Origin of the sequence: Massilia sp. GCM10023247 (assembly GCF_042653325.1) — a bacterium.
In the GTDB taxonomy this organism is placed as follows: domain Bacteria; phylum Pseudomonadota; class Gammaproteobacteria; order Burkholderiales; family Burkholderiaceae_D; genus Telluria.
Window position 1 is genome coordinate 145,459 of the sequence record NZ_JBHSIB010000002.1, and the last position, 26,019, is coordinate 171,477.

Genomic DNA, 26,019 nt, shown 5'->3' on the forward strand with positions numbered 1-26,019 from the left:
TCACTGCTCGGCGGCGACCCAGGCTTTGGTATCGGCCAGCAGCTTGTCCAGTTGTGCCCGGTCGTAGACCTTGCCGCGGCTGACCACCAGGCGCAGCTTGCGCAGGGCCCCGATGTCCTGCAGGGGATCGGCGTCCAGGACGATCAGGTCGGCCAGCTTGCCCTGCTCGACGCTTCCATAGCGGTCGAGCTTGCCGAGGAAGCGCGGCCCTTCCACCACCGCGCTTTGCAGTGCCTGGGTTGGCGTCAGCCCGTACTTGACGAAAATCGCGAGCTCGTCGTGCAGCGCCACGCCCGGATAGTTGAAGGAATTGAGGAAGCCCGCGTCGGTGCCGGCAATGATGCGCACGCCTTCCTGGGCCAGGATCGGCAGCAAGCCGGCCGCCTTTTCGATGGTCGCGTGGCGCAGTGCAATCGCCGCCGCGTCGTCCTTCGCCGCGCGCTGCACGCGCCAGTCGTAGGTCGCGCGCAGGCTCTTGCCGATGTATTGCAGGTAGCTGTCGTGGCGATGGTCGTCCTGGTCCAGGTAACTGGTGACGAAGGAGCCGTTGAGCGTGGGTACCACTGCGGTGCCGGCCGCGGCCAGCCGGCGAAATGCGGCGCGCGCGCTCGCCTCGTCGTAGCTCGCCAGGCTCAGGACCGCGGCCTGGCGGCCGGTCAGCTTGCCTGCGGCGACCTGGGCAGTGAGCTCGCGTTCGCGCGGGCTCGCCGCGCGCAGCAGGTAGCCCTGGTGTTCGATGGTGCCCAGGCCGTGACTGGCAACTTCGTCCAGGGTCAATTGCGCAGGGATGTGGGCCGAGGTGCGCATGCCGCGTGCCTTGGCCTGTTTCAGCACTTCCAGGTAGACGGGCGGGAGCATCGTGCTTTCCGTGATCTTGACGAAGTCCACCTTCTGCGCCTGCAACTTGTCGAGTGCCGGGCCGACCTCGTCCACCGTGGCCACTTCGATCACGCCCTTCCAGATCGGCTTCGGACCTTCGAGCTTGGGGCCCGAGGTGAAAATGGTCGGCCCTTCCAAGGTGCCGGCAGCGACCTGGGCGCGCCAGTCCAGCACGGTGTGGGCCATATCGCCCGCGCAGTCGCGCACGGCGGTGATGCCATGCGCCAGGTACAAGGGCAGCAGGCGCTTGTTTTCTTCGATCTGCCGGGCGCTGGCCTGGTCGGCCTCGCCGGTGCCGAAGTGCACGTGCGAGTCCCACAGGCCCGGCATCAGGTATTTGCCGGGCAGGCGCACGGTCTTCCTGGGGGCATAGTTCTTCAGGGCTTTGTCGTCGACCACGGCGATGATGGAATCGCCCTTGAGCAGGACCGTCTTTCCTTTGACCAGGGCACCACCCTGGACGTCGACGATGGTGGCGGAGGTCAGCGCGAGATCGGCGGCAATCGGCTTCGCCGCCCAGGCGTGTTGCGCAAGGAAGGCGGCAAGGAGGGCGACACTGATTTGCTTAAGTTGCATATTTTTTCTTTCGGGTAATTCGAAACGAAAAGCAATGCTAAGCTAAAAGCCTGTTCGCGTCTGTTTTCTCTTTGTATGCAAAGATTCGCTACTTGCGTTTCCAGAGCTCACTTGCCGCATCCGCTGGCACAGGACGGCATCGCACGACCGCCTTTGACGCCAGGGGGCGCCGCAACCGATACTCGCTCAGCCAGGTTCTCCAGTGGTAAGCTATTCATGTTGTCACTTCACCCTGAAGGAATCCCATGAAACCGCTGTTCTCCTCCGACGAAGAAGCGAACGCAGCATCCACGACGCCCCCGGCGCCAGCCCCAGCAGCGGCGCCCGCGCTGGCGCCGCTGTTCGATCCTGCCCGTACGCCGGACCTGCTGCCTGCATCGCTTGCGGAGGCGAACCCGGCGCCAGTGGCCGGCATCGATGTCTCCGGCATCGACGACAAGGCCATCGAGGCCCTGGGCAGCGCCACCGGCGCGGGCGTGGCGAAAGTGTCGGCCAAGCTGCTCGGCACGGTGCGCGCGTCCGATGCGGATGTGTTCGGCACGCAGCTGAACGAATTGATCGCCACCTCCAAGGGACTGGACCCGGCCAAGCTCCGTTCGGGCGGGCTGTTGTCGCGCGTGACGAACATGTTCGGCTCGGTCAAGGAAAAGATGCTGTCGCAATACCAGGTGGTCGAATCGCGCATGGACACCCTGGTCGCGGAAATGACGCGCCACGCCAACGTGCACAGGGGGCGCATCCAGGATTTCGACGAGATGTACAAGGGCCTGGAAACCTATTACCAGGGCCTCGATGCCGACGTGAAGAAGGGCGAACATTGGGCGGCCCAGCTCAGGCAGGCGGTCGCGCAGCAGGCCGCACCCGCGAACGCCTTCGAGGCGCAGCAGGCCACCGAGCTCAAGCGCCGCCTCGAGCGTCTCGAAAAACGCATCGACGATCTGCGCCGCGCCATGCTGATGGCCACGCAGATGGTGCCGCAGATCCGCCTGTCGCAGGACAATGCGCGGGCGCTGACGGACACCTTCACCGATATCGTCAACGTGTCGATCCCCGCCTGGCGCAACGTGTTCTCGCTCTACCTGCTGCAACTGGAGGCCAAGCAGAGCGCGGCGGTCGCCAACGCTGCCTACGACGCGACCGACGCCGCATTCCGGGCCCAGGCGGACATGCTGCTGGAAAATACCGAGACCGTGGCGCGCGCCAAACAGCGTTCCCTGGTCAGCCTGGAAACCGCCCAGCACGTCCAGGCCCAGCTGATCACCGCCTTCGACAAGCTCGAGCACATCTCGCAGGAAGGCCGGCAGCGCCGCAAGGACGAGCTGCCGAAACTGCAGGAACTCGAGCGCGAGCTGATCGCGCGGTTTTCCGCAACCGGCTCGCCCGCTTCGGCATAGGCGCGGACACGCCCGGGCGCGCATTCCAGCCAACACACCTATTCACGATCAAAGGAAAGTCATGTCGACGACGCTACAAACTGGCCATCGCATCAATCTCGCAAAAACCGCCCCAGGCTTGAAGCGTGTCCGTATCGGCCTCGGATGGAAGGTCAACGCGGCCGCAGGCCACGCCTTCGACCTCGACTCGTCGGTGTTCCTGTGCAAGAAGAACGCGAACGACGACCCGGTCATGCTCAGCAACGCCCACTTCGTCTATTACAACCACACCACCTCGCCCGACGGCGCCGTCGTCCACTCCGGCGACAACCGCACGGGCGACAAGGACGGCGACGACGAAGTCATCACCGTCGACCTGGACAAGGTCGAAGCGGAGGTCGTCGAGATGCCGATCGTGGTCACCATCCACGAGGCCGAGGCGCGCAAGCAGACCTTCGGCAGTGTCAACGACGCCTACGTCAAGGTGTACAACGACGAGACCGGCGAAACGCTCGCGGAATATGACCTGGACGAAGACTACTCGGACAAGACCGCCCTGCAGTTCGGCTCGCTGTACCGCAAGGATGGCGAGTGGCGCTTCCAGGCCGTGGGCGCCGGCTTCAAACTGAACCTGGCGACCTTTATCCGCAAGCTCGGCGGCACCGTCTGAGAACCAGGCGCTCCTGCCGCGCAGCTTGCCCGCTCCCGCCGCGTCGTGACCGATGACTGAGCAGACGCCCAAGGCCTTCGACTTCGGCGAGGAGCCGGAACCTGCGCCGGATCCGGCCGGCCGTCCTCCTGTGCCGCGGGCGTTCGACTTCGGCGACACGGAGGAGGGCGCTGCCAGCGCGCGGCCCGCCTCCGGCAGCCCGCCGAAAGCGCTCTCGTTCGACGAGGTTCCGGCGCCGCCGGCACCCTCGGGTCCGGCCCCGGTCGCGGCACCCAAGGCCCTGTTCGAGAGCGAGGACCACCCAGCGGTGCGCGATGCGCTGGCCGTTGCCCGGGCCGACTATCCGGCCTTGTTCGCGCACGCCGAGCCGCGCCTGGCCGCTTTGTTCCGCCGCATCCTGCCGGTCCGGCTGGCGCTGGTCACGCAGTGGGCGGAGGGACCGTTGATGGAGCAGGCCGCGCTGCTCCAGCCGGTGACCGAGCTGGTACTGAAGTTCGCCCAAATGGCCGTGCCGGCGCTCCTCGAGGCCGCGCTCGAGAGCACCAGGGCGCCCAGCGGCGTGTTCGGCAAGCTGTTCCGCCGCCCGCCATCGCCTGCCGAATACAAGCCGGCGCTGAGCTCGGCCCGCGCCCAGCTCCTGCAGCTCATGGCCGACAGCGAGGTCGCCATGCGCCAGCTCGAGGAGTCGGCGCAGAACCTGAGCTTGCACGGGGCCGTGCTGGCCGTCGTGTCGACACTGGCCGGCGGCGCCGCGGATGCCGCCTTGCTCGATGCGCTCCTGCAGCGACGCACCCTGATCCAGCAGGCGGTGCGCCAGGCCGAACTGTCGGTGCTGCAGATGGGGCAGGTGCGCCAGCAAGCCGCCGACCTGCTCGCGCAAGTCTCTTCTTTCCTGACGGTCACGCTACCCGCCCTCGAGATGGCGCAGGCGCAGGGTAGCGGCTAGTCGCGGACCCAGTCCGGCGGGGCTGGCGCGCGCCTGCGGCCAGTGCCGCCGCAGGAGTTGCCAACGTGAAATCTGAGCTACCATACAGCCACCATGCGCATTCCCGAATCCATCAAGAAACGCCGGACGCTCTTGCTTGCCGCCTTCCTCGTCGTTGGCGTCCTGGCCTGGGTCCTCGTGCACCGGATGCGCGGACCGGTCATGCCGGGCTATGAAGTGACGGCGCGGCCGCTGGTGCAGACCGTCGTTGCCACCGGCCGCGTGGCCGCCGTGTCGAGCGCGCAGGTCGGCAGCGAGGTGACCGGGGTGGTGCTCGAGCGCCGCGTGCGCGAGGGCGATGCGGTGCGGCCCGGCGACGTATTGGCGGTGCTCCGTGCCGATCAGCTGGAAGCGGCTGTGCGCGAAGCCGAGGCGGCCCTGGCCGAGTTGCTGCAGTCGACCCGGCCACAGGCCCAGGCAGCCCTGCGCGAAGCGCAAGCGAGGCTGGCCCAGGCGACGCGCGAAGCCGAGCGCCGGCGCGATTTGTTGCAGCGGCAAATGATCACTCGCGAAGCGGCGGAGCAGGCCAACCAGGCCGAGACGGTGGCCCGCACCGCCGTCGAGCGGGCACGCCTGACTGTCCGGTCGCTCGAGGCCGGCAACCCCGGCGAGGCAGCCGCGCGCGCGCGGCTCGCCAGCGCCCGCGCCCAGCTGGCCAAGACCACGATCCGCGCCGAAGTCGCCGGCACGGTATTGACCCGCAACGCCGAACCCGGGGACCTGGTCCAGCCCGGCCGCGTCCTGTTCGAGATCGCGCGCGCCGGCGACACCGAGATCGTCGTGCCCATCGACGAAAAAAACCTCGAGGTGCTGGCGCTCGGCCAGGCTGCCATGTGCGTGGCCGACGCCTATCCGCGCCAGGTCTTTCCGGCCAGGGTCGGCTTCATCGCTCCCAGCGTCGATCCGCAACGGGGCACGGTCGACATTCGCCTGAACGTGCGTCCGGCACCCGGCTTCCTGCGCGAAGGCATGACCGTGTCGGTGAATGTGGAAACGGGCCGGCGCGAGCGCGCCATCGTCGTCCCTAACGACGCCCTGGCCGGCGGCGACGGCAGGCACGCCCAGCTGTGGGTAGTGGCGAACGGCCGCGCCACGCGGCGCAAGGTCGAGCTCGGCCTGCGCGGCCTGACCCAGGTCGAGGTGACGGCCGGCCTGCGCGCGGGCGACTGGATCCTGGCCGACGCCGGCGCCGCGCTGGCGGAGGGCGAGCGGGTGCGGGTGCGGCCCGCCGGCATGGCGGTCGACCCGGCCGCCCGCAACGAGTTGCCTGTCAAGCTGGACTGATGCCGATGTGGATCGAATGGACGATTGCCGTCAGGTTCCTGCGTGAAGGCAAGGTGCAAAGCACGCTGATCCTGGTCGGCATCGGCGTCGGCGTGGCCGTGATCGTCTTCCTGACCGCGCTGATCACTGGGCTGCAAGGCAACATCATTCAGCGCACCCTGGGCACCCAGGCCCACATCAAGGTCCAGCCTCCCGAGGAGCGCAACCGCATCCTGGCGCCCGCCGCGGGCATCGAGCAGCTGGTACTGGAGAACAAGCGCGCCCAGCGCCTGCGCTCGATCAACAACTGGCAGCAGGTGCGCGACGTGCTCGATACCCTGCCGCGCGTCACGGCCGTGTCGCCGCTGATCTCCGGGCCGGCCTTTGCGCGGCGTGGCGAGGCGCTCGAGTCGGTCGCGCTGGTCGGCATCGACGCGCCGCGCTACCAGCGCATCATCCCGATCCAGGACGACATCGTGGCCGGGGCCTTCCGCATCGGCGCCGGCGAGGCCGTGATCGGCAAGCAGCTCGCCTCCGACCTCGGCATGCGGGTCGGCGACAAGCTGCGTCTCGATGGCGGCCAGGGCCGCGAGAGCGTGGTCAACGTCGCCGGCATCTTCGAACTGGGCGTGCGCGAGCTCGACGCACGCTATGTGTACCTCGACATGAAGCAGGCCCAGTCCCTGCTCAACCTGCCCGGCGCCGCGACCGTCATCGACCTGACCGTGGACGACATCTTCGACGCCCAGGAGATTGCAGCGCGCATCGCCCGCCTCACCGGCCTGAAAGCGGAGAGCTGGATGGAAACCAACGGCCAGCTGATGAACGCCCTGCGTTCGCAGAGCCTGTCCACGCGCATGATCAGTGCCTTCGTCGCCCTGAGCGTGGCGCTGGGGATTGCCAGCGTGCTGACGGTCAGCGTGGTGCAGCGCACGCGCGAGATCGGCATCCTGCGGGCGATGGGCACCCGGCGCCAGCAGATGCTGCGCGTGTTCCTGGTACAGGGCGCGCTGCTGGGACTGGCCGGCTCCTTCCTGGGCGCGCTGGCCGGCTATGGGCTGGTCGCCGCCTTCAACACCTTCGGGCCGAAACTGTTCTATATCCCTGTCAAGCCGTGGCTGCCGCTGGCGGCGACCGCCCTGGCGACGCTGACCGGCATCCTGGCCGCCGCCGTGCCGGCGCGCCGCGCCGCTGCGCTCGACCCGGTGGAGGCGATCCGCCATGTCTGAGCACGACGCCCATGAGGAAGTGCTGCGCCTGGACGGGCTGCGCAAAAGTTATAACGTGGGAAAACCGACCGAGGTCGAGGTGCTGCACGGCATTGACCTGCGCTTGCGGCGGCGCGACTTCGCCGCACTCGTCGGGGCCTCAGGCTCGGGCAAGAGCACGCTGCTCAACCTGATCGGCCTGCTCGACCAGCCGACCGCCGGCGAACTGTTCCTGCTGGGCGAACCGACGCGCCGGATGGACGATGCGCGGCGCACGGCGCTGCGCGGCAGCGCAGTCGGCTTCGTGTTCCAGTTCCACCACCTGATCCAGGCCTTCACCGCACTGGAAAACGTGCTCATGCCCTTGATGGTGGCCACCGGCAAGCCTACCAGCGAGCAGGTGGAACGGGGCCGCAGCCTGCTGGCGCAGGTCGGCCTCGAGGGCCTCGAGCAGCGCAAGCCCGACCAGCTCTCCGGCGGCCAGCAGCAGCGCGTGGCGGTGGCCCGCGCACTGATCACCCGTCCCGCCTTGCTGCTGGCGGACGAACCGACCGGCAACCTCGACACGCGCTCGGCGGCCGAGGTGTTCCAGCTGTTTCGCAAATTTAATCGGGAGTTCGGCTGCGCCGTATTGCTGGTCACCCACGATCCGCGCATGTCCGAGCAATGCGATCGCCGGATCGGCCTGCTCGACGGCAGGATCGAGCGCGACGAGACGTCCGGCTAGCGGCTTACCCGCAGGACGCATGCACCTGGTTGCGTCCGGCATTCTTGGCGGCATACACCGACGCGTCCGCCGTGGCGAGCAGGTCGCCCACGGTCTGGTTGGGCGCCAGGGTGGCAACCCCAATCGATACCGTCACCTGTACCATCGGGGTCCGCAGAAGGGGAGACCGTGCCACGCCCTGGCGCAAACGCTCTGCCACTTCCCGCGCTTCCTCCAGCCTGGTCCCGGGCAGGACGACGACAAACTCCTCACCGCCAAAACGCGCACAAGCATCGCCCGGGCGCAGGTGCTCGCGTACCCGTTGGGAGAAGGCACGCAGGACATCGTCGCCCGTCATGTGACCGAATCGATCGTTGATCATTTTGAAGAAGTCGACGTCCAGCATCAGGATGGAAAGCGATTTTCCACTGGAACCGTACAGCGCCACTTGCTGCTTGAGCAGTTCGTCCAGCGCCCTGCGGTTACCCTGCCCGGTTAACGCGTCGGTGGCGGCGTCCAGTTCGACCTTTTGCAGTGCCACATGCAGTCGCTCGGCGAGTGAAGCATTGGCGCGCTGCAAGCGAATGCCTTCGAGCAGGCGCTTGGAAATCTCACGGGTGTAATACGCCATGATCGCAATAAATACGGTCAAACCGGCCGCATAATCCGTCGCACTTTTATGATCGGTAACGTGCAGCAGCAAGCCGAGTACCGAAACGGCGAGAATGGTGCCGATTTGCAGATAATAGGCCAGCGTGTAGGTGGCATATACTTGGGCATTGACTGCGACGACGCCGCACATCAACGCCATCAGCGTCGCGTCCAGGATAGGGTCATGCCCCATCAGGAACCACGTCATGAGGCCCCAGGCAAATCCATCCAGGCCAGCAACCCAGTGCACGCGCGTGCGATAGCGCTCGAAGCCCGAACCGTTGCCGATTACGACCTGCAACACCCACAGGCTGGCCGCCCACACGACAGCAGACGTACCCAGCCAGGGCACAATCGAGGTTTGCGGGACGATGCCCCAGCAAAACCACACCGCCAGCATCCAGCCAATCGGGGTCGTGGTCAGCGCGCGGCGCAGCGCAAGCACACACTCCGAAAAACCCGTTGCTCGCGCAACGCTCAGGTCGGATTCGCTGACAGGCAGAGGAGGAGTCATGCCGTCCATATGATCGGATACGGCACGGGAATGGACGCTGCGGCCGCGCATTTCTCCTCGCGCCGATACGGCTCCGCAGTGCCGTATTTCGAGCGGCGTGGGAAAATGGCGCGGCGCATTAAATATATCCTAAAAGAAATTAAATAATAGTGGGCGAGCTTACCGCAAAAACCGGGTATCTTCAACGCGGTGCTATTGCGCAAATCCGTTGGAATAACGCCCGAGCCGGACGAGAACAATACAGCGTAATACGGAACGCGCGGCGCGCTGTATCTGGCGGCGGCGATTCAAACACGGCAGACGGCGCAGGGGGAATGATCGAAAAGCCTGAGACGGGAGAGTGCTGTTAAAATTTGCGATAGCCTTCCGATACCCATTTCCAGGAGTACACAAATCCTACGTTTTTTAATCAGCGCGGCGGTGGGCAAGCCAAAGCTGGCGATCGCTGTTGCATTAATGGTGCTGGCCGTCTTGGCCAGCACGATGACCTACACAGGTTTTCTTGTCGTCGGGGTGTTGGCCGATCATCTCGGCGCAGGCCGGGTCATGACAGGCTTTCTCCTTGGCGCCCTGTTCGCCCGGTTCCCTTGGGTACGCAACGGTAAGCTGCGCATTGTTGGCCTGCTGCCCAAGCCGGTCCGCCGGCCGCTCATCGTGAGTTTGCTCGCACTTTGTCTGTTGAGCTTTCTGTCGCGCGGCGATTACGTATCCGCATCGTTTACGGGTTTCACGACGGCTTTCGTTCTGACCCTCCCCTGGCTGAGGAGAGCGCTATTCGATCGAATGGTATCGTCTGTCTCCACATTCACAGGTGGCCGCAACCCCCGTAACAGCACCGACGATACGGTGATCGAGGGCGAATTCAGGGAAAGGAAAGAGTGAATGTGAACGCTCGCGTTTGCCGGGCGCTTGCAAGGATGTTCAAACGAAAACGCCAACCTGCATCGGTTGGCGTTTTGCTTGGGATATTCCTGGCCGTCAAGCGCTGTTCACGAAATCACGCTCCGGAAGGTTTTTCACGAGTTCGGTTGCAAGGGAGCACAGCAGCCGACCTGGTTTGATAAATCTCAAATCCCCGTCCAAAGGACCGGCGATGCCATTCGCCGCGGCTAGACTGATTATCGTCCGTGCAGTCTCACCTGCCGGGCAATTGTCCAGTTTGGCGGAGGGGTGAACATGAATAAACCGTTGAGAACTGAACGTCGCGTCTGGGTCGCGGCGGCGTTGATTGCATCGGTCGCCGTTTCGGTTTCGGCAGCCGACAGTCTGAGGGATTTCATCAATAGCGAGAATCCCGTCAAACGTGGCTTTGTCCTGGTGCCGCCTGGCGTGGTGTTGAATTTGGAGGGCAAGGATCGCCAGCTGGTCGGCTTGGGCAGCTACGTCGTCAACACGAGCGCCTGTGTCGACTGCCACAGTCATCCGACGTATTCGCCGGGCGGCGACCCGTTCAAGGGCGAGCCCGAACGGCTCAATGCCGAGGAGTACCTGTCCGGCGGGCGCCAGTTTGGGCCGGACATTACGGCGGCCAACATCACGCCCGACAGCGCAGGCAGGCCTGCGGGGCTGACCCGAAGGGAGTTCATCCAGATGATGCGCACCGGGCACAATCCCAAGGATCCGCCGGGGTCGATCGTCCAGGTGATGCCCTGGCCGATATACGGCAAAAAGACCGAGCTGGAGCTGATTGCCATGTACGAATACCTGCGTGCGATTCCGTCCTTGCCCGACAATACCCATCCCGGACCCTGAAGGTTCGATGCGGCTCCGGCAAGGGGGCGGCGCAGGCTACCCCGAAAACCACAACGCCCACTTGCATGAGTGGGCGTTTTGCTTTGACTACCGAATTGCTGGTGGCGCGGTCGGAATCGAAGCCACTGAGCGACCGGACCTTTATTTAGCCCCATCGCTCTCGACGCCTTGCTCTGCAGCGCGCAGGCAGGAAGGCCACGTCCCCTGTCGGTCACTTATGCAGAAGAAAGCTTTGCGTTAGTACATCTTATGCGTAACATATGTCTCGGATGCAACAGCGGGTCCGTCGGGCTCTGGCGTCGCCTGGCTTGCTCTTGCGATCGATCGAACTGTCGACAGGGCTCGCCTGTCATGCAAGGGGCATGATGACTACACAAGTGACTGCACAGAAACCGGGCGTATTGAACCGTATCCTGAATTTTATCGAGGTCGCCGGCAACAAGCTGCCCGATCCGGCGATGTTGTTCGCACTGCTGCTGGCCCTGGTCTGGGCGCTGTCCTGGGCCATGTCCGGCCTCGTCTTTTCCGAGATCGACCCGCGCACGGGCCAGGCGATCCAGATCAAGAACCTGCTGGCGCCGACTGCCCTGACGGAATTCATGGCAAAAATGGTCAACATCTTCGTGACCTTCCCGCCGCTGGGCGTGGTGCTGGTGGCGATGCTCGGACTGGGGGTGGCGGAACATACGGGTTTCATCAACGCCGGCCTGCGCAAGATCCTGGCGATTACGCCGAACTTCCTGCTCACCCCGGTCCTGATCGGCGTGGGGGTGCTCAGCCACGTTGCCGTCGATGCAGGCTACGTACTGGTCATTCCGCTGGGCGCCGTGATCTTCTATGCGGCGGGACGCCATCCGCTGGCCGGGATCGCGGCCGCCTTTGCCGGCGTGTCGGGCGGCTTTTCCGCCACCTTCTTCGTGCCGTCCAGCCTGGATCCGCTCCTGGCCGGCCTGACCCAGGTCGCGGCACGGCTCTCGTCCGACCCGACCGCCGCGTCGATCGTGATCAACCCACTGAACAATTACTATTTCACGACGGCGTCGACCTTTCTTGTGATTCTTGTCGGCTGGTTCCTGACCGACAAGGTCATCGAGCCGCGCCTGAAAAAAACGCCGATCGACGGCGATCCTGCCGGCTTGCCGACGATGGATGCCTTGCGCCCCAATGAGATCAAGGGACTGCGCTGGGCCGGTGTCGCCATGATCGCCAGCCTGGCGCTGCTGGCCTTGTCGGCGATGCCGGAAGCCTCGGCATGGCGTTCGCCCGATACACGCGAACTGACGCACTCCTCGGCGCCATTGATGCAGTCGATCGTCCCGCTCATCTTCATCTTCTTCCTGATCCCGGGCGTGGTCTACGGTTACGTTGCAGGCACCGCAAAAAACCACCGCGACATCGTCAAGGGGATGAGCCAGGCCATGAGCGGCATGGGTTACTACATCGTCATGGCCTTCTTCTGTGCGCTGTTCATCTATGCCTTCGGCCAGTCGAACCTGGGCGCGCTGATCGCGCTCAAGGGCGCATTGTGGCTCAAGGAAATGGCATTCCCGATGGGCGTGACGCTGGCGGGCATCGTCCTGCTGTCGGGCACGGTCAACCTGTTCATCGGGTCGGCGTCCGCCAAGTGGGCCTTGATCGGCGCGGTCATGGTGCCGATGCTCATGGAACTGGGCGTGTCGCCGGACATCACCCAGGCCGCGTACCGGGTCGGCGACTCCTCCACCAACATCATCACGCCCTTGCTGCCTTATTTCCCGCTGATCATCGTCTTCTGCCGGAAATATGTGCAATCAACCGGCATCGGCACCCTGATCGCCCTGATGCTTCCGTACTCGCTCACCTTGCTGGTGGTCTGGACCTCGTTCCTGCTCGGTTTCTGGGCGCTGGATATTCCGCTGGGTATCGGCTCGACCTACACCTACCCGGCGGCAGGCTGACCGGGGCCGCAGGCGCAGAAACAGGCGTGGAAATGAAAAACGCCAACCCGAGGGTTGGCGTTTTTCTTGGAAACTTTGGTGGCCCGGGGCGGAATCGAACCACCGGCACAAGGATTTTCAATCCTCTGTTCGCTTGCCCGGTGCGAGCGCCTTGACGGCATACATGGCCTGGTCCGCATGCGACAGGAGGTCCTGCCGGCTGTCGCCATGCTCGGGATAATGCGCGATGCCGATGCTGACGGACGCCTGCAGTTGGCGGCCTTCGCCAAGGTCTACCGGCAGCGCCATCGCCAGATGGATCTTTTCCATGACCAGCACCGCATCCGAGGGCAGGGCGACACCTTCCAGCAGGACAACGAATTCGTCACCGCCCAGGCGCGCCAGCGTATCGGTGTCGCGCAGGCAGGAGGCGATGCGGCACGCAAGCTGCTGCAGCAACACGTCGCCGCATGCGTGGCCGTATCGGTCGTTGACCTGTTTGAACCGGTTCAGGTCGATGAACAGCAAGGACAAGCCCTTTTGCTGGCGCCGGGCGCGGACCAGGGCGGTGTCGAGCCGGTCATGGAACAAGCGCCGGTTGGGCAGGCGGGTAAGTTCGTCGTGCATGGCCATATAGCGTATTTGTGCATGCATCTGCTTGCGCTGGATGGCGGCGGCGAGCTGCTCCGCGACGAACGACAGCAATTCGCGGTCGCGAAGCGTGTAGCAGGCGACGTCGGTTCTGCTGCGCAGCACGATGGCGCCTGCGATGCCTTGGGAAGTCGTCAGCGGGACCGCCAGCGCACATCCTTCCATGGTGTGCGTCATTGCCTGCAATGGAGCAGGGAGGACGTCGGTGGTGTCACGCTCGAGCAGCAGCGGCGCCGCGCGCTGCATTGCTTCCTCGCACAGTAGCCGCAGCAAGGACGCATCGGGCGACGCGCCGTCGTCCTGATAATACGCGAACTGCAAGTGCCGATCCGGCGTGTCGAGCAAGGCGACGCCAAAACCGGAGGCAGGCAGCAGCTCGCCGATGATCGCGTGGCTACGCTGAAACAGGTCTGCCAGGTCATCGCTTGCATGGGCTGCTTCGGAAATGGCGTAGAGCACCGCCTGCATGGCCTGGGCCTGTTTCAGGGCCGTGACATCGCGCGCGACCGCCACGCGCAGCCGGTCGGCCGCGGACCAGCAAGCCGACCACATGATGTGGACGATGCTACCGTCCTTGCGCAGGTACCGGTTTTCAAAGTTGATATGGGATTTGCCATTCATGATGTCCTGCGCCGCAGCCAGCGTACGCGCGCGGTCGGCGGGGCGACAAGATCGATCATGAGCTTGCCAATCATTTCCTCGGAGGTATAGCCGAAGATGCGCTCGCTGGCGGCACTGACGAATACAAAGCGTCCGTCAGCATCGACCATGCAGACCGCATCGAGCAGCAGGTCCGTGACGCTGGCAACCGGGGCGCAGATATTATGTTCCATGGATACATCTTGCCATATTCCATTAAACTTTTGCTGGGGGGAATGCAGTCGATTCCGGTGCGAAGAGACATGGAAAACGGCCAGGCCTTCGGCGTCGAATCAGGGCAGGCTGACATGCGGCTCTGCATGTTGGCAGGCAACTTGAACAGCTGCCGCATTGCGCCCGATGTCAGCGTCGTAAATGGGCGGGAGCCGGGGACTGCGAACTCCAATAAAAAAAACGCCCACGTGCATGAGTGGGCGTTTTTTTTAAAGGGTATTCTTGGTGGCCCGGGGCGGAATCGAACCACCGACACAAGGATTTTCAATCCTCTGCTCTACCAACTGAGCTACCAGGCCAAGGCGGCGAATTTTAGCATGAAGTTGTGGCTCGTCCATAATTTCTTGCGTGCGCGGCCGGGCTAGGCGGCGTGCTGCATGCGGCGCCAGCGCGCCGGCGAGGTGCCGACCTCGCGCTTGAAGGCGCGCGCGAACGCGGCTTCCGATTCGTAGCCGACCTCCAATGCGACCGCGGCCACCGGAGACTTGCTGCCGCGCAGCAGGCCGGCGGCCGCTTCCATGCGCCAGCGGGCCAGGTATTGCATCGGCGGCAGGCCCAGCAGGCGCAGGAAGCGCGCGCAGAAGACCGAGCGCGACAGGCTGGCGGCGCGCGCCAGGTCGTCGATCGTCCAGGGCCGGGCCGGGGCGCGGTGGATCAGCCCCAGCGCGCGCCCGACCTGCGGGTCGCGCAGCCCGGCCAGCCAGCCGGTGCTGCCGGCCGGCATGCTTTCCAGGTAGCGCTGCAGGGCGTCGATGAACATGGTTTCGCTGGCGCGCTCGAGCAGGGCGGCGGCGCCCGGCAGGCCGCGGTCCGCGCGCAGCGCCAGCGCGCCGATGTCGGTGTGGGCGCCGGCGCCGCATGCGGGCAGGTGCAGCAGGCGCGGCAGGGCGTCGAGCAGGGGATTGAACGGATGCCGGTCGCAGCTGAGGAAGCCGCAGACGAGTTCGTTGTCGGCCCGGGCGGCATGCTCGCCCCAGGTAAATTCGTATTGCGAGTGGAACACGACCGGGATCGGTTTCGGTGCGTCGCGGGTTGCCTTCACCCACTCGGGGTCGATCCGCGCCGGCTGCTGTTGCGGGTCGCTCGAGAGCACGTGGCCGTCGCCGTGGGGCAGGATGATGACATCGCCGGCGCGCAGCGGCACCGGCGCCATGCCGGTCAGCGTGGCCCAGCCGGTGCCCTTGGCCAGCACGTGGTATTCCATCACGTGTTCGGCGTCGGGAAACAGCATGCGGCCGAGCTCGTGCATCGGTGGCGCTTCCACCGCCCAGACCGCGGGGAGGCCGATCTGGTAGAAGACGGCGCCGCGCAGGCGTACCGAGCGCAGCACATCGGACAGGGTGTCGGTCTGCATGGTCAGGACGCGCGGGCAAGCCAGGCCGACGCGCGGTCAAGTCGCCGGCATCTGCACGCACGATACTGGAATTTTGAAGTGCGAAGACGGAGGATGCCACCATGGACAAATCAACGCAATCGCCGCCTTCGGTGGCGGCGCGTGCCTCGGCCGCGCCGGACTATGCCGCGATCAAGGGGCGCCAGCAGGCGGCCTGGGCCAGCGGCGACTTCGCCGTCATCGGCGTCACCTTGCAGATCGTCGGCGAAGAGCTGGCCGAGGCGGCCGACATCCGCGCCGGCGAAACCGTGCTCGACGTTGCGGCCGGCAACGGCAATGCGACGCTGGCGGCGGCGCGCCGCTTCGCCCGCGTCACCTCGACCGATTATGTGCAGGCCCTGCTCGACAAGGGCCGCGCGCGTGCCGCCGCCGAAGGGCTGGACGTGGAATTTCGCGTGGCCGATGCCGAAGACCTGCCGTTTCCGGCGGGCGCCTTCGACGTTGCCCTGTCGACCTACGGCGTGATGTTTACGCCCGATCATGTCCGCTCGTCGAGCGAACTGCTGCGCGTGGTGCGCGACGGCGGACGCATCGGCCTGGCGAGCTGGACGCCCGACTCCTTCATCGGCCAGTTGTTCAAGACGATCGGCAAGTACGTGCCGCCCCCGGCGGGCGTGATGTCGCCGCTGCTGTGGGGCACGGAGGCCTATATCGGCGAACTGTTCGGCGACGCCGCGGCCGACATCCGCACCACGCGCCGCAACTTCCTGATGCGCTATGCCTCCCCGGCGCACTGGGTGCAGGTGTTCCGCGACTTTTACGGGCCCGTGTACAAGGCCTTCGGCGCGCTCGACATCCAGGGCCAGGCCGCGCTCGAACACGAGATCGTGACCCTGCTCGAACGGTTCAATACGGCCGGCAAGGCATCGCTGGTGGTGCCGTCGGAATACCTGGAGGCGGTGATCGTCAAGCGCAGCATCTAAGACCCCGACACGCAGAGGCGGGCGGTGCGCCGCACAAGCCCGCCCGATGGATTCAGGCTGGCGTCGCCGGCAGCGAGGCCAGCCACGGCCGCAGCCCCTGGATCGCTTCCTCCTTCAATTTCGCCTCGATCTCGATCCAGGGCGCGTGCGCGTACGCGGCCGGCATGGTGTCGATCAGGTCGGCATGCTGGCGGTCGTTGAAGCCGGCGCGCCCGTTCGAGATGTGCACCAGCTGGTGTTCCGGCACGGCCCAGGTGGCGCGCGCCTTGCCCAGCATCTCGGCCACGCTCGGGTCGTCGTAACTGTCGAGCTTTTCGTGGACGATGTGGTGGTGGGCGTCGAACACCATCGGCAGGCCGCTCCTCATGCAGATCGCATAAATTTCCTCGGCACTGTAGGCATACTCGTCGTTTTCCAGCCCGAGGCGGCAGCGGATCGCCTCCGGCAGGCCGGCAATGCAGGCGACCAGCGCGTCGGCCCGGTTCGCCTTGCCGCCGTGGATTTCGAGCAGCGCCCATGGCGAGCGCGGCTGTTCCAGCAAGTCCATGATGTCGGCGTGCATTTGCAGGATCTTGATGCTGTTGGCAACGACATCGGGCGAATCCGAACTGAGCACGACGAACTGGTCAGGATGCATCACCAGCCGGATGCCGGCCTCCAGCGCCCGCCGGCCCGAGCGCGCCAGCGCCGGCGCCAGTGTCCGCAATACCGCCAGGCCCTCGGGCGTGTCGGCAAAGGGAAAGATCGAGGAGGGCAGGCGATATAAACGGATGCCGGCATCCGCGCAATAGCGCATCGCCGCGTCGAAGGTCTGGAGGTTGTCCCGAAAAATGTCTTCCAGGATGCTGCGCTGGCTGTCAGGCGACTGCGCATGCAGGCGCGTGCGCGTCATGGTGCGGTAACGAATGTCTTTGGAAGCGGTGATGCAGACCAGCCCAAGCTGCGGCATAAGGACCCTCGCGAAACAGGATGTGGAAAAAGTATAGGCCCAAGCGTTTGATGCCCGGGTTCAGTTGACGCGCGGCACGAACGCTGTTTCACCCATGCCGGCCCAAACAGACACGCCACCGCCCGCCGCGAGGCGAACGGTGGCGTGGGGGTTGCCGCCTTGTGTTTGCCCACAATGCATGCGACCCGGCAAAGCGTTATTTCGGCATGATCACCGAGTCGATGACGTGGATCACGCCGTTGTCGGCCGCGATGTCGGTCTTGACGACCTGCGCCTTGTCCACCATGACCTTGCCGCCCTTCATGGCCACCATCAGCGAGCTGCCCTCGACGGTTTTCACATTGCCCGGCTTGACGTCGGCGGCCATCACGGCGCCCGGCACCACGTGATAGGTCAGCACCTTGGTCAGGGCCGCCTTGTCTTTCAGCAGCGCGTCGAGCTTGGCTTTCGGAATCTTGGCGAAAGCGGCGTCGGTCGGCGCGAACACGGTGAACGGGCCCGGACCTTTCAGGGTATCGACCAGTCCGGCAGCCTGGACGGCGGCGACCAGGGTGTTGAAGCTGCCGGCCGACTTGGCGGTGTCGACGATATCGGCGGCCTGGGCGGAACCGATCGCCAGGGCGAGCGGCAGGGCAAACAGGATTTTCTTCATGTGAGGCTCCTTGGGTTGACAGCAGTCCGTGGTGAACTGGCATGTGCACAATGTAGGCCGTTCGTTTAAGCTTGTCCAAGCTTTGTCGCTGTATAATGAAACATTAACGGGACAATAATGGGACGATCACATGGATACGCATATCGCAAACGAAGCTGACCGCATCATGTACCGCAGTGGCGCAGCCGCCCGCCTGGCCGGCCTGCCGGTGGAGACGCTGCGCATCTGGGAGCGCCGCTACAGCCTGTCGGACGCCGAGCGCTCAGAACGCGGCCAGCGCCTGTATTCGGCCGAGCAGGTTGCCCGGCTCGGGCTGCTGAAGCAGCTGGTCGACCAGGGCCATGCGATCGGCATGCTGGCCAGCCTGGGGCGTGAACAGTTGCAGGCCATGCTGGCCGCCGGCACCGAAGGCGGGCAAGAGGCCGCCGGCCCGGTGCCGGTGATGCTGGCCGGCGCGCTGCTGGCGCGCCGCGTGGCGGCCGAGCGCGGGTCGGCCGGACTCGATGTGCGCGCCAGCTACGCCGGCCTGGAGCAGGTGGCCGCAGGCGGCGCCGCCAGCGGCGCGCAGGTGCTGGTGGCCGAACTCTCCGAACTCGACGACAGCGCCTTGCCGCTGCTGGCGGCGGCGCGGGCGGCATCCGGCGTCGCGGCGACGGTCGTGTTGTATCGTTTCTGTCCCAGTGCCACCATCCGCGCGCTGCGCGCCCAGGGATGCCTGGTCGCCCGCGTGCCGGCCGACCTCGGCGAGCTGGCGCTGCTGTGCCGCGCGGCATTGGCGGGGCAGCGGCTGCGCGCGCCCTACAGCACGGCAGCGCCGGCCGCAGTCGCGCCGCCCCGCTTCGACGACGAGGCGCTGGCGGCCATGACCGCCGCCAGCAACCGCCTGTCCTGCGAATGCCCGCGCCACCTGTCGGACATCCTGATGATGCTGTTCAGCTTCGAGCGCTACAGCGCCCAGTGCGCGCACCGCAATCCCGAGGATGCGCGCCTGCATGCGCAACTCGAGCTGGCGGCCGGGCAGGCGCGCACGGTGCTCGAAGGCGCGCTCGAGACGCTGGCCATTGCCGAGGGATTGCCGCTGCCGTGGCAGCGCAACTAAGAGCTACAACTAAGCGCTCATAAAACCGGCCTCGCGCTGGCCGGGCGCCGGCGTCCTTGCTATCCTATCGGGTAATTCCGCCGGCCTGTGCCGGCGACCTTAATATTGGAGCGCCGACATGGCATCGTTGCAAGATCAGTTTTTGAAGGCCGGCCTGGTCAACAAGAACAAGGCAAAACAACTTCAGCAGGACAAGACCAAGCAGCAAAAGATCGAACGCCGCACCGGCACGCAGACGGTCGACGAGGCCAAGCTGGCCGCGGCCGAATTGCAGCGCAAGAACGCCGAGCGCGCGCGCGAACTGAATGCCCAGCGCGACGCGGCCGCGCAGCAGAAGGCGATCATGGCGCAGATCGTGCAGATGGTGCAGAAGAACCGCCAGAGCAAGGGCAACGGCGACGTCGCCTATCACTTTACCCACGGCACCAAGATCGAACGCATCTACGTCTCGAACGCGGTGCAGGAGCACCTGATGGCGGGGCGCCTGGTGATCGTGCGCCTGGGCGAGAACACCGAATTGGTGCCGCGCGTCATCGCCGACAAGATCGCCGAACGCGACGCCTCGCTCGTGGTGCGGGTGAAAAAGACCGAGACCGCAGTCGAGGAAGACGATCCGTATGCAGCCTATAAAATTCCTGACGACCTGATGTGGTAAGCCGCCGCGCTGCGGCATCGGACGACAAACGCCACCGCAAGGTGGCGTTTTGCTGTCGGCTACAGGTATTGCCTCAATGATGCAGGGGCGCCGCCGTGCTCGATCCTTGCCCCGGCTGATCCTGCCTGAAGGCGCGCTCGCCCGCGGCGGTATCGTGGTAATTCTCGAAGCGCGCGATCTTGCCGTCACGCATAGTGAAGACATGCACCCAGGGGGTGTCGTAACTGCGCCCCGTGTTCCTCGACCTCCAGGTCGCTTCTCCGCAGACGACCACCTTGTCGCCCTCCGCAATGAACTCCTTCGGCTCGAAGCGCAAGGCCTGCGCGTACTGATCCAGATCCTGGAAGTAGCGCGCGATCTCGGCTTTGCCCTGGTGCCTGCCGGAGAAAGGCAGGCTCTCCACTTCGGGCTCCATCCAGAGCGCATCGTCGTGATAACGCTCGAGCAGGTGCGGAATGTCACCGTTTTGGAACATCTGGTAGCCTTCCATCACCAGCCGCTTGTTTTCCTGCGCGTCCATGATTGCTCCCCTCGGCTTGCGGCCGTCCACCGGCAATCGCGGATGCGACCGCCGCGGGCAGTCGGTGCATTCAGCCTAGTGCGCGCTGGGAGGAATGCAAGCCGGGCCGCGGCACAGGGCACACTTTTTTCAACTTCAGGAAACGCATCATGACGGATGCATTGAAGGCAGGCGACAAGGTGCGATGGCATTCGCCCCAGGGCACGGTCACGGGAACCATCCGCAAGAAACTGACCGCGCCCACCGACATCAAGGGCCATCACGTCGCGGCCTCGCCCGACCATCCCGAGTACCTGGTCGTCAGCGACAAGACCGGGGCCGAGGCGGCGCACAAGGCTGCCGCGCTCGAAAAACTATGACGAACACTTTCCGACCACCGCAATTGACCACGAAAAAGGAACGCTTATGAAACGCATTGTCCCCCTGTCCGTGATCGCCGCCGCGCTTGCCGTGCCGGCCCTGGCCCTCGCTCAACCCAGCGGTTATGCGGGCCCCTCGTCGAGCAAGTCAGCCGCCAAAGGCCATGCCGGCATGGCGAACGCGCCGCTGATGACGGCCAAGGACTTGCTCGCCAAGGGCAAGGACGACCAGTACGCGCGCCTGCAGGGCAAGCTGACCAGCCACAAGAGTGGGGAAGAATACGAATTTACGGATGCCAGCGGCAAGATGACGGTCGAGATCGACGACGACCGTTTCCCGCAAGGGGTGCGCATCGACCAGAACACGATGGTCGAACTGGTCGGCGAATTCGACAAGGACATGATCGGCGAGCCCAGCCTCGATGTGAAGCAGCTCAAGGTACTCACCGCGTCGGCGCCGGCAAAGCGCTGACCGTCCCGGCAACGAACAACGCCACCCGCAGGTGGCGTTGTCGTTCTTGGGCGAGTACTTAGATCACGCCCTGGGCCAGCATGGCGTCGGCCACCTTGACGAAGCCGGCGATATTCGCCCCGTCCACGTAGCTGAGGCTGCCGTCGGCGCGGGTGCCGTATTTCAGGCAGGCCGCGTGGATGCCCTGCATGATCTGCAGCAGGCGGGCATCGACCTCTTCGCCCGGCCAGCTCATGCGCTCGGCGTTCTGGCTCATCTCCAGGCCGGAGGTGGCAACACCGCCGGCGTTGCTGGCCTTGCCCGGCGCGTACAGCACGCCGGCCGCCTCGAAGGCCTTGGCGGCCTCGATGGTCGACGGCATGTTCGCGCCTTCGGCCACGCACAGCACGCCGTTCGCGATCAGGGTGGCGGCATCGTTCGCTTCCAGTTCGTTCTGGGTCGCGCAGGGGAGGGCGACGTCCACCGGCACATGCCACGGGCGCACGCCGGCTTCGAAGCGGCAGCCGGTGCGCGCGGCATAGTCGTTGACGCGGCCATACAGATGGTTTTTGACTTCCATCAGGATCGCCAGTTTCTCGGGCGTGAAGCCGTCGTTGTCGATCACGGTGCCGCTCGAATCCGATACCGTGATGACCCTGGCGCCGAGCGCCATGGCTTTTTCGATTGCATACTGGGCCACGTTGCCGGAACCGGACACGCTCACGCGCAGGCCGTCGAGCGAGCGGCCGCGCGTCTTGAGCATTTCTTGTGCGAAGTAGACGGTGCCGTAGCCGGTCGCCTCGGGACGCATCAGCGAACCGCCGAAACTCAGGCCCTTGCCCGTAAAGACGCAGTCGGCACGATTGCTGAGTTTTTTCATCATGCCGGTCATGTAGCCGACTTCGCGCCCGCCGACGCCGATATCGCCGGCCGGGACATCGGTATCCGAGCCGACGTGACGGAACAGTTCGCTGATGAAGGCCTGGCAGAAGCGCATGACCTCGCCCGGGCTTTTCCCTTTCGGATCGAAGTCGGAGCCGCCCTTGCCGCCGCCCATGGGCAGCGTCGTCAGCGCATTCTTGAAGGTCTGCTCGAAGGCCAGGAATTTGAGGACCGACAGGTTGACGGAGGGGTGGAAGCGCAGGCCGCCCTTATAGGGGCCGATCGCCATGCTGTGCTGGATACGGTAACCGCGGTTGACTTGCACCTGGCCCTGGTCGTCGACCCAGGAGACGCGGAACATGACCACTCGCTCGGGTTCGACCAGGCGGTCGAGCAGGCCCTGCTCGGCATACCTGGGATGCTGCTCGATGAAAGGCCAGAGGCTTTCCATGACTTCGGTAACTGCCTGCAGGAATTCGGGCTGGCCGGGATTCCGGTCGGCGACGTGCTGCAGAAATTGGTGCGCGGAAGCGTATTTCATGTGAGTCCTCAGGGCGGAAAGCGTCGCGTGACGTGACGCGATGGGTTGATGCACTGTCGCACCACTGGTACTGCCTTGCCGACGGCCGGCAGGGAGATCATACCAATGGACGCTTGGGGCACGGTATCCGTCATGAAAAACCACATCAGGGTCGCCGATGTGACTACCGCGGGCCGCTTGTGGGCGCGCCCGGGTCATGTCCAGGGCCTGCTGACCCCGGATACAAAAAAGCCACCTGAAGGTGGCTTGTTTTGTTCGCATTGTTGCCGATGCTAAATTCTTGGTGGCCCGGGGCGGAATCGAACCACCGACACAAGGATTTTCAATCCTCTGCTCTACCAACTGAGCTACCAGGCCAAGAGAGGCATGATTATAGCCAGCGTCCGTCGGCTCTGCAAGACCCCGCTGCAACTTTCTTCGCGGCTCGCCTGCTTTCCTGTCGAAACGCCCCGCTATAATGCCTGACATGACGACACCGACTTCTTCCACTGCACACACCCGCCGCGCCGGCAGCACCGGCGCCAGCCTGCACAGCGACGTTTGCATCGTCGGCAATGGCGCCATCGCCAAGACCGCCGCGCTCGGCTTTGCCCAGGCCGGGCACAGCGTGACGGTATTGATGCCGCCGTCCGGCCCGCCACAGGGCGCCGCGCCGGCCCCGGGCGAGCGCCCGTGGGACGTGCGGGTCTACGCGCTGAACCATACCGCGCACGAGCTGCTCGCTGCGCTGAAGGTGTGGGACGCGCTCGACCTGGAGCGGGTGGCGCCGGTCGATGCGATGGCGGTCAACGGCGACGGCAAGGATGCGGGCAGCCTCGGCTTCGACGCCTTTGGCGCCCATGCCGGCACGCTGGCCTGGATCGTCGAGGACAGCAACCTGAACAGCGCGCTCGACGCCGCCCTGAAATTCGCGCACAAGGTGCAGCTGGTCCAGGGCTGCGCGGTGCGCCTGGCCTGCGGTCCGGACGGCGCGGCAATCGAACTCGAGGACGGGCGCCGGCTCGATGCCAAACTGGTCGTCGGCGCCGACGGGCGCGATTCCTGGGTGCGCGGCCAGTGCGACATCGGCATCGATTACCGCGCTTACCACCAGCGCGCCATCGTCACCAATTTTTCCTGCGAAAAGCCGCACCACGGCGTGGCCCACCAGTGGTTCACCTGCGCCGACGGCATCATCGCGCTGCTGCCGCTGCCGGGCAAGCGCGTCTCGCTGGTCTGGTCGGCGCCGGAAACCCTGGCCGCGCAACTGATGGACGAGTCGATGGGCGAGCTGGCGATCCGCCTCGGCGAATACGCCGACGAGCCGCTCGGCACCCTGAAGCCGCTGCAGCCGGAGCTGGTCAAGGCGGTGCCGCTGGCCCTGGTGCGCCCGCATGCGCTGACCGCGCCGCACGTCGCCCTGGTCGGGGACGCCGCGCACGCCGTGCATCCGCTGGCCGGGCATGGCATGAACCTCGGTTTCGGCGACATCAAGGACCTGCTGCGCGTGATCGGCGAACGCGAAGCGCACCGCGCCATCGGCGACGAGCGGGTGCTGGCGCGCTATGCGCGGGCGCGCAAGGAAGACGTGCTCCTGATGCAACTGGCCACCGACGGCCTCGAACGCCTGTTCGGCGCCAACCTCGAACCCCTGCGCATCGCGCGGAATGTCGGGTTAAACTTGCTCGATAAATTGCCCTTTGTAAAGCGGCGCCTGATGGCGCACGCCCTCGGCAAATAAACTTTGAAGGATCAGATTGTGATGAAAACCAAGATCGCCGCGCTGCTGGCGCTGGGGATGATGGCCTCGTGCGTCGACGCCCAAAACAGCGTCGAAACCAATATCCGCAAGAACATCGAGCCACGCCTCGGCGGCGCCAAGATCGAGTCGATCAGCGAGACGCCCTACAGCGGCCTGTACGAGCTGCGCGTCGGCGGCGACATCCTGTACACCGACAAGAAGGCCGAATACCTGTTCATCGGCCACGTGTACGAAGCCAAGACCTCGAAAAACCTGACCCGCGCCCGCATCGACGACCTGAACAAGATCAAGTTCTCCGATTTGCCGCTGAACCTGGCACTCAAGCAGGTCAAGGGCGACGGCAAGCGCGTGATCGCCGTGTTCGAAGACCCGAACTGCGGCTATTGCAAGCGCCTGCGCCAGACCACGCTCAAGGACCTGGACAACGTCACCATCTACACCTTCATGTACAACATCCTGTCCGAGGATTCGTTCACGAAGTCGAAGAACATCTGGTGCGCGCCGAACCGCATCAAGGCCTGGGACGACTGGATGATCAACGGCAAGGTGCCGCCGGCTTCCCCGGCCAGCTGCGATTCGCCGAACGCGAAGGTGCTCGAACTGGGCCAGAAACTGAGCATCACGGGCACGCCGGCGATCTTCTTCACCGACGGCACCCGCATCCCGGGCGCGGTCGACCTGCAGACCCTCGAAACGAAGCTGCAGTCGCTCAAGTAAGCGCAAGTAAGCGCAAATAAGCAGGCAATGATGCAGCTGAACGTCAACGGCCGCGATGTCCGGCTCGAGGTCGATCCCGCGACGCCCATCCTGTGGGCGCTGCGCGACCACCTGCACCTGACCGGCACCAAGTTCGGCTGCGGGGCCGCGCTGTGCGGCGCCTGCACCGTCCACCTGGACGGCCATCCCGTGCGCGCCTGCGTCACCCCGGTGGCCGGCGTCGCCGGCCGCGCCATCACGACCATCGAGGCGATCGGCCAGGACCCCGTCGGCAAAGCCGTGCAGGCGGCCTGGATCCGCCACGACGTGCCGCAATGCGGCTACTGCCAGAGCGGGCAGGTGATGAGCGCGACGGCCCTGCTGCGCAGCAATCGCGCGCCCAGCGACGCCGACATCGACGGCGCCATGAGCGGCAACATCTGCCGCTGCGGCACCTACCAGCGCATCCGCGCGGCGATCAAGGATGCGGCCGCTGCCCTGGCCTGAGCCGGCGCCCCCTCGCGGGGGAAGGCCGTGAACGCCGCCGGCATCCTGCTCGCGGCCGGCCGCGGGCGGCGCTTCGATCCGGAAGGCCACCGGAATAAACTCCTGCAGATCCTCCCCGGCGGCGACCCGGTCGTCGTCGCCAGCGCCCGCCATCTGCTCGCCGTGCTCCCGCGCGTCATCGCCGTCGTGCCGCCGGGCGACGGCGGCGTCGCTGCCGCGCTGGGCGCGCTCGGCTGCGAGCTCACGGTCTGCGCGGCGGCCGACAGCGGCATGGCGGCTTCGCTGGTGCACGCCATCCGCCACTCGCTGCCGCAGGCCGATGCCTGGCTGGTGGCGCTGGGCGACATGCCCTTCGTCGAACCGGCTACGCTGCGCGCGCTGCTCGCCGCGCTGGCGGCGGGCGCGGATATCGCGGCGCCGGTCATGAACGGGCGGCGCGGCAATCCGGTCGCCTTCGGCGCGGCCCACCTGCCGGCGCTGCTGGCGCTCGAAGGCGACGCCGGGGCGCGCGGACTGCTCAAGTCCAGCGTGGTGACCGAGGTCGAGGTGGCCGATGAAGGCATCTTCCGCGACATCGACACGCCAGCCGACCTGTGAGCGGGCCGCATAAAGCCTCATGGCGGCGTTGCAGCGT

Annotated in this window: 27 protein-coding genes and 3 tRNA genes; 18 read left to right on the forward strand and 12 right to left on the reverse strand. The window is 65.5% G+C overall.

Features of this window, described 5'->3' with window-relative positions; genetic code table 11:
• Complete coding sequence (locus ACFPAH_RS00650; RefSeq protein WP_379739090.1) at positions 1-1,455, reverse strand: amidohydrolase family protein; 1,455 nt, start codon at positions 1,453-1,455, stop codon at positions 1-3.
• 245 nt (positions 1,456-1,700) lie between these two features.
• Between ACFPAH_RS00650 and ACFPAH_RS00655 the strand changes: the two genes are divergently transcribed.
• The 6 genes from ACFPAH_RS00655 to ACFPAH_RS00680 all read left to right on the forward strand — a co-directional run bounded on the left by ACFPAH_RS00655 (position 1,701) and on the right by ACFPAH_RS00680 (position 7,681).
• Positions 1,701-2,849 carry a toxic anion resistance protein gene (locus ACFPAH_RS00655; RefSeq protein ID WP_379739093.1) on the forward strand — a complete coding sequence of 383 codons (1,149 nt, stop codon included), beginning with the start codon at positions 1,701-1,703 and terminating at the stop codon, positions 2,847-2,849.
• Between the two features lie 61 nt (positions 2,850-2,910).
• Positions 2,911-3,498 (forward strand): TerD family protein, encoded by a 588-nt coding sequence (locus ACFPAH_RS00660; RefSeq protein ID WP_379739095.1) that lies wholly within the window; start codon positions 2,911-2,913, stop codon positions 3,496-3,498.
• Between the two features lie 52 nt (positions 3,499-3,550).
• Positions 3,551-4,444, forward strand: a complete 894-nt coding sequence (locus ACFPAH_RS00665; RefSeq protein ID WP_379739098.1) for a hypothetical protein — start codon at positions 3,551-3,553, stop codon at positions 4,442-4,444.
• Between the two features lie 93 nt (positions 4,445-4,537).
• Positions 4,538-5,767, forward strand: coding sequence for an efflux RND transporter periplasmic adaptor subunit (locus ACFPAH_RS00670; RefSeq protein ID WP_379739101.1), 1,230 nt, complete (start codon positions 4,538-4,540; stop codon positions 5,765-5,767).
• A gap of 5 nt (positions 5,768-5,772) precedes the next feature.
• A complete protein-coding gene (locus tag ACFPAH_RS00675; protein ID WP_379739104.1) occupies positions 5,773-6,975 on the forward strand; it encodes an ABC transporter permease in 1,203 nt (400 codons plus the stop codon).
• Entirely contained in the window at positions 6,968-7,681 is a 714-nt protein-coding gene (locus ACFPAH_RS00680; protein ID WP_379739107.1) for an ABC transporter ATP-binding protein, read from the forward strand. The genes ACFPAH_RS00675 and ACFPAH_RS00680 overlap by 8 nt, the downstream gene beginning before the upstream one ends.
• A 4-nt stretch (positions 7,682-7,685) precedes the next feature.
• On the opposite strand, the gene ACFPAH_RS00685 is transcribed toward ACFPAH_RS00680, so the two are convergent.
• The gene (locus ACFPAH_RS00685) at positions 7,686-8,876 is read right to left on the reverse strand and encodes a sensor domain-containing diguanylate cyclase (RefSeq protein WP_379739110.1); all 1,191 of its coding nucleotides are present in this window, start codon (positions 8,874-8,876) and stop codon (positions 7,686-7,688) included.
• Positions 8,877-9,245: 369 nt separating this feature from the next.
• Here ACFPAH_RS00685 and ACFPAH_RS00690 point away from each other — a divergent pair, with 369 nt between their 5' ends.
• From ACFPAH_RS00690 to ACFPAH_RS00700, 3 genes are all read left to right on the forward strand, one after another.
• Positions 9,246-9,707 carry a hypothetical protein gene (locus ACFPAH_RS00690; RefSeq protein ID WP_379739113.1) on the forward strand — a complete coding sequence of 154 codons (462 nt, stop codon included), beginning with the start codon at positions 9,246-9,248 and terminating at the stop codon, positions 9,705-9,707.
• Between the two features lie 294 nt (positions 9,708-10,001).
• Positions 10,002-10,577, forward strand: a complete 576-nt coding sequence (locus ACFPAH_RS00695; protein WP_379739116.1) for a hypothetical protein — start codon at positions 10,002-10,004, stop codon at positions 10,575-10,577.
• A 362-nt stretch (positions 10,578-10,939) separates the two neighbouring features.
• Positions 10,940-12,514 (forward strand): AbgT family transporter, encoded by a 1,575-nt coding sequence (locus ACFPAH_RS00700; RefSeq protein WP_379739118.1) that lies wholly within the window; start codon positions 10,940-10,942, stop codon positions 12,512-12,514.
• 76 nt (positions 12,515-12,590) lie between these two features.
• Here ACFPAH_RS00700 and ACFPAH_RS00705 read toward each other — a convergent pair.
• The 5 genes from ACFPAH_RS00705 to ACFPAH_RS00725 all read right to left on the reverse strand — a co-directional run bounded on the left by ACFPAH_RS00705 (position 12,591) and on the right by ACFPAH_RS00725 (position 15,371).
• A tRNA-Phe gene (locus ACFPAH_RS00705) sits at positions 12,591-12,665 on the reverse strand.
• A complete protein-coding gene (locus ACFPAH_RS00710; protein ID WP_379739210.1) occupies positions 12,632-13,786 on the reverse strand; it encodes a diguanylate cyclase domain-containing protein in 1,155 nt (384 codons plus the stop codon). Before ACFPAH_RS00710 ends, ACFPAH_RS00705 begins: the two co-directional genes overlap by 34 nt.
• Entirely contained in the window at positions 13,762-13,977 is a 216-nt protein-coding gene (locus ACFPAH_RS00715) for a PAS domain-containing protein (protein WP_379739121.1), read from the reverse strand. The genes ACFPAH_RS00710 and ACFPAH_RS00715 overlap by 25 nt, the downstream gene beginning before the upstream one ends.
• A 263-nt stretch (positions 13,978-14,240) precedes the next feature.
• Positions 14,241-14,316 (reverse strand) — tRNA-Phe (locus ACFPAH_RS00720).
• A 62-nt stretch (positions 14,317-14,378) separates the two neighbouring features.
• Positions 14,379-15,371, reverse strand: coding sequence for an AraC family transcriptional regulator (locus tag ACFPAH_RS00725; RefSeq protein WP_379739124.1), 993 nt, complete (start codon positions 15,369-15,371; stop codon positions 14,379-14,381).
• Positions 15,372-15,472: 101 nt separating this feature from the next.
• Here ACFPAH_RS00725 and ACFPAH_RS00730 point away from each other — a divergent pair, with 101 nt between their 5' ends.
• Complete coding sequence (locus ACFPAH_RS00730) at positions 15,473-16,333, forward strand: class I SAM-dependent methyltransferase (protein WP_379739127.1); 861 nt, start codon at positions 15,473-15,475, stop codon at positions 16,331-16,333.
• A 52-nt stretch (positions 16,334-16,385) separates the two neighbouring features.
• On the opposite strand, the gene ACFPAH_RS00735 is transcribed toward ACFPAH_RS00730, so the two are convergent.
• Entirely contained in the window at positions 16,386-17,282 is an 897-nt protein-coding gene (locus ACFPAH_RS00735) for a UV damage endonuclease UvsE (RefSeq protein WP_379739130.1), read from the reverse strand.
• A gap of 196 nt (positions 17,283-17,478) precedes the next feature.
• Entirely contained in the window at positions 17,479-17,934 is a 456-nt protein-coding gene (locus tag ACFPAH_RS00740) for a fasciclin domain-containing protein (protein ID WP_379739133.1), read from the reverse strand.
• Between the two features lie 130 nt (positions 17,935-18,064).
• On the opposite strand from ACFPAH_RS00740, the gene ACFPAH_RS00745 reads away from it, so the two are divergent.
• Both ACFPAH_RS00745 and ACFPAH_RS00750 read left to right on the forward strand, forming a co-directional pair.
• A complete protein-coding gene (locus ACFPAH_RS00745) occupies positions 18,065-19,033 on the forward strand; it encodes a MerR family transcriptional regulator (protein WP_379739135.1) in 969 nt (322 codons plus the stop codon).
• Positions 19,034-19,151: 118 nt separating this feature from the next.
• Entirely contained in the window at positions 19,152-19,688 is a 537-nt protein-coding gene (locus tag ACFPAH_RS00750; RefSeq protein ID WP_379739138.1) for a DUF2058 domain-containing protein, read from the forward strand.
• A gap of 73 nt (positions 19,689-19,761) precedes the next feature.
• Here ACFPAH_RS00750 and ACFPAH_RS00755 read toward each other — a convergent pair whose 3' ends face one another.
• Positions 19,762-20,208, reverse strand: coding sequence for a nuclear transport factor 2 family protein (locus tag ACFPAH_RS00755; protein ID WP_379739140.1), 447 nt, complete (start codon positions 20,206-20,208; stop codon positions 19,762-19,764).
• A gap of 149 nt (positions 20,209-20,357) precedes the next feature.
• Between ACFPAH_RS00755 and ACFPAH_RS00760 the strand changes: the two genes are divergently transcribed.
• Complete coding sequence (locus ACFPAH_RS00760) at positions 20,358-20,567, forward strand: DUF2945 domain-containing protein (RefSeq protein ID WP_379739143.1); 210 nt, start codon at positions 20,358-20,360, stop codon at positions 20,565-20,567.
• A gap of 46 nt (positions 20,568-20,613) precedes the next feature.
• Entirely contained in the window at positions 20,614-21,039 is a 426-nt protein-coding gene (locus ACFPAH_RS00765; protein ID WP_379739146.1) for a YgiW/YdeI family stress tolerance OB fold protein, read from the forward strand.
• 58 nt (positions 21,040-21,097) lie between these two features.
• Here the strand turns inward: ACFPAH_RS00765 and gdhA are convergent, their stop codons facing one another.
• Both gdhA and ACFPAH_RS00775 read right to left on the reverse strand, forming a co-directional pair.
• Positions 21,098-22,441, reverse strand: coding sequence for an NADP-specific glutamate dehydrogenase (gdhA, locus tag ACFPAH_RS00770; RefSeq protein WP_379739149.1), 1,344 nt, complete (start codon positions 22,439-22,441; stop codon positions 21,098-21,100).
• Positions 22,442-22,722: 281 nt separating this feature from the next.
• Positions 22,723-22,798 (reverse strand) — tRNA-Phe (locus ACFPAH_RS00775).
• Between the two features lie 109 nt (positions 22,799-22,907).
• On the opposite strand from ACFPAH_RS00775, the gene ACFPAH_RS00780 reads away from it, so the two are divergent.
• From ACFPAH_RS00780 to ACFPAH_RS00795, 4 genes are read left to right on the forward strand one after another with little or no spacing between them, the layout of a single operon-like run.
• Positions 22,908-24,161 (forward strand): FAD-dependent monooxygenase, encoded by a 1,254-nt coding sequence (locus ACFPAH_RS00780; RefSeq protein ID WP_379739152.1) that lies wholly within the window; start codon positions 22,908-22,910, stop codon positions 24,159-24,161.
• Positions 24,162-24,182: 21 nt separating this feature from the next.
• Positions 24,183-24,899, forward strand: a complete 717-nt coding sequence (locus ACFPAH_RS00785; protein WP_379739155.1) for a DsbC family protein — start codon at positions 24,183-24,185, stop codon at positions 24,897-24,899.
• 27 nt (positions 24,900-24,926) lie between these two features.
• Positions 24,927-25,385 (forward strand): (2Fe-2S)-binding protein, encoded by a 459-nt coding sequence (locus ACFPAH_RS00790; protein ID WP_379739158.1) that lies wholly within the window; start codon positions 24,927-24,929, stop codon positions 25,383-25,385.
• Positions 25,386-25,412: 27 nt separating this feature from the next.
• On the forward strand, positions 25,413-25,982 hold the full coding sequence (locus ACFPAH_RS00795) for a nucleotidyltransferase family protein (protein WP_379739161.1): 570 nt from the start codon (positions 25,413-25,415) through the stop codon (positions 25,980-25,982).
• Positions 25,983-26,019 lie beyond the last annotated feature (37 nt).

Bases quoted from the DNA above. Each gene is read 5' to 3' on its own strand.
- ACFPAH_RS00650 (WP_379739090.1), bottom strand. From the start codon at position 1,455: ATGCAACTTAAGCAAATCAGTGTCGCCCTCCTTGCCGCCTTCCTTGCG.
- ACFPAH_RS00655 (WP_379739093.1), top strand. From the start codon at position 1,701: ATGAAACCGCTGTTCTCCTCCGACGAAGAAGCGAACGCAGCATCCACG.
- ACFPAH_RS00660 (WP_379739095.1), top strand. From the start codon at position 2,911: ATGTCGACGACGCTACAAACTGGCCATCGCATCAATCTCGCAAAAACC.
- ACFPAH_RS00665 (WP_379739098.1), top strand. From the start codon at position 3,551: ATGACTGAGCAGACGCCCAAGGCCTTCGACTTCGGCGAGGAGCCGGAA.
- ACFPAH_RS00670 (WP_379739101.1), top strand. From the start codon at position 4,538: ATGCGCATTCCCGAATCCATCAAGAAACGCCGGACGCTCTTGCTTGCC.
- ACFPAH_RS00675 (WP_379739104.1), top strand. From the start codon at position 5,773: ATGTGGATCGAATGGACGATTGCCGTCAGGTTCCTGCGTGAAGGCAAG.
- ACFPAH_RS00680 (WP_379739107.1), top strand. From the start codon at position 6,968: ATGTCTGAGCACGACGCCCATGAGGAAGTGCTGCGCCTGGACGGGCTG.
- ACFPAH_RS00685 (WP_379739110.1), bottom strand. From the start codon at position 8,876: ATGCGCGGCCGCAGCGTCCATTCCCGTGCCGTATCCGATCATATGGAC.
- ACFPAH_RS00695 (WP_379739116.1), top strand. From the start codon at position 10,002: ATGAATAAACCGTTGAGAACTGAACGTCGCGTCTGGGTCGCGGCGGCG.
- ACFPAH_RS00700 (WP_379739118.1), top strand. From the start codon at position 10,940: ATGATGACTACACAAGTGACTGCACAGAAACCGGGCGTATTGAACCGT.
- ACFPAH_RS00715 (WP_379739121.1), bottom strand. From the start codon at position 13,977: ATGGAACATAATATCTGCGCCCCGGTTGCCAGCGTCACGGACCTGCTG.
- ACFPAH_RS00725 (WP_379739124.1), bottom strand. From the start codon at position 15,371: ATGCAGACCGACACCCTGTCCGATGTGCTGCGCTCGGTACGCCTGCGC.
- ACFPAH_RS00730 (WP_379739127.1), top strand. From the start codon at position 15,473: ATGGACAAATCAACGCAATCGCCGCCTTCGGTGGCGGCGCGTGCCTCG.
- ACFPAH_RS00735 (WP_379739130.1), bottom strand. From the start codon at position 17,282: ATGCCGCAGCTTGGGCTGGTCTGCATCACCGCTTCCAAAGACATTCGT.
- ACFPAH_RS00740 (WP_379739133.1), bottom strand. From the start codon at position 17,934: ATGAAGAAAATCCTGTTTGCCCTGCCGCTCGCCCTGGCGATCGGTTCC.
- ACFPAH_RS00745 (WP_379739135.1), top strand. From the start codon at position 18,065: ATGGATACGCATATCGCAAACGAAGCTGACCGCATCATGTACCGCAGT.
- ACFPAH_RS00750 (WP_379739138.1), top strand. From the start codon at position 19,152: ATGGCATCGTTGCAAGATCAGTTTTTGAAGGCCGGCCTGGTCAACAAG.
- ACFPAH_RS00755 (WP_379739140.1), bottom strand. From the start codon at position 20,208: ATGGACGCGCAGGAAAACAAGCGGCTGGTGATGGAAGGCTACCAGATG.
- ACFPAH_RS00760 (WP_379739143.1), top strand. From the start codon at position 20,358: ATGACGGATGCATTGAAGGCAGGCGACAAGGTGCGATGGCATTCGCCC.
- ACFPAH_RS00765 (WP_379739146.1), top strand. From the start codon at position 20,614: ATGAAACGCATTGTCCCCCTGTCCGTGATCGCCGCCGCGCTTGCCGTG.
- gdhA (WP_379739149.1), bottom strand. From the start codon at position 22,441: ATGAAATACGCTTCCGCGCACCAATTTCTGCAGCACGTCGCCGACCGG.
- ACFPAH_RS00780 (WP_379739152.1), top strand. From the start codon at position 22,908: ATGACGACACCGACTTCTTCCACTGCACACACCCGCCGCGCCGGCAGC.
- ACFPAH_RS00785 (WP_379739155.1), top strand. From the start codon at position 24,183: ATGAAAACCAAGATCGCCGCGCTGCTGGCGCTGGGGATGATGGCCTCG.
- ACFPAH_RS00790 (WP_379739158.1), top strand. From the start codon at position 24,927: ATGATGCAGCTGAACGTCAACGGCCGCGATGTCCGGCTCGAGGTCGAT.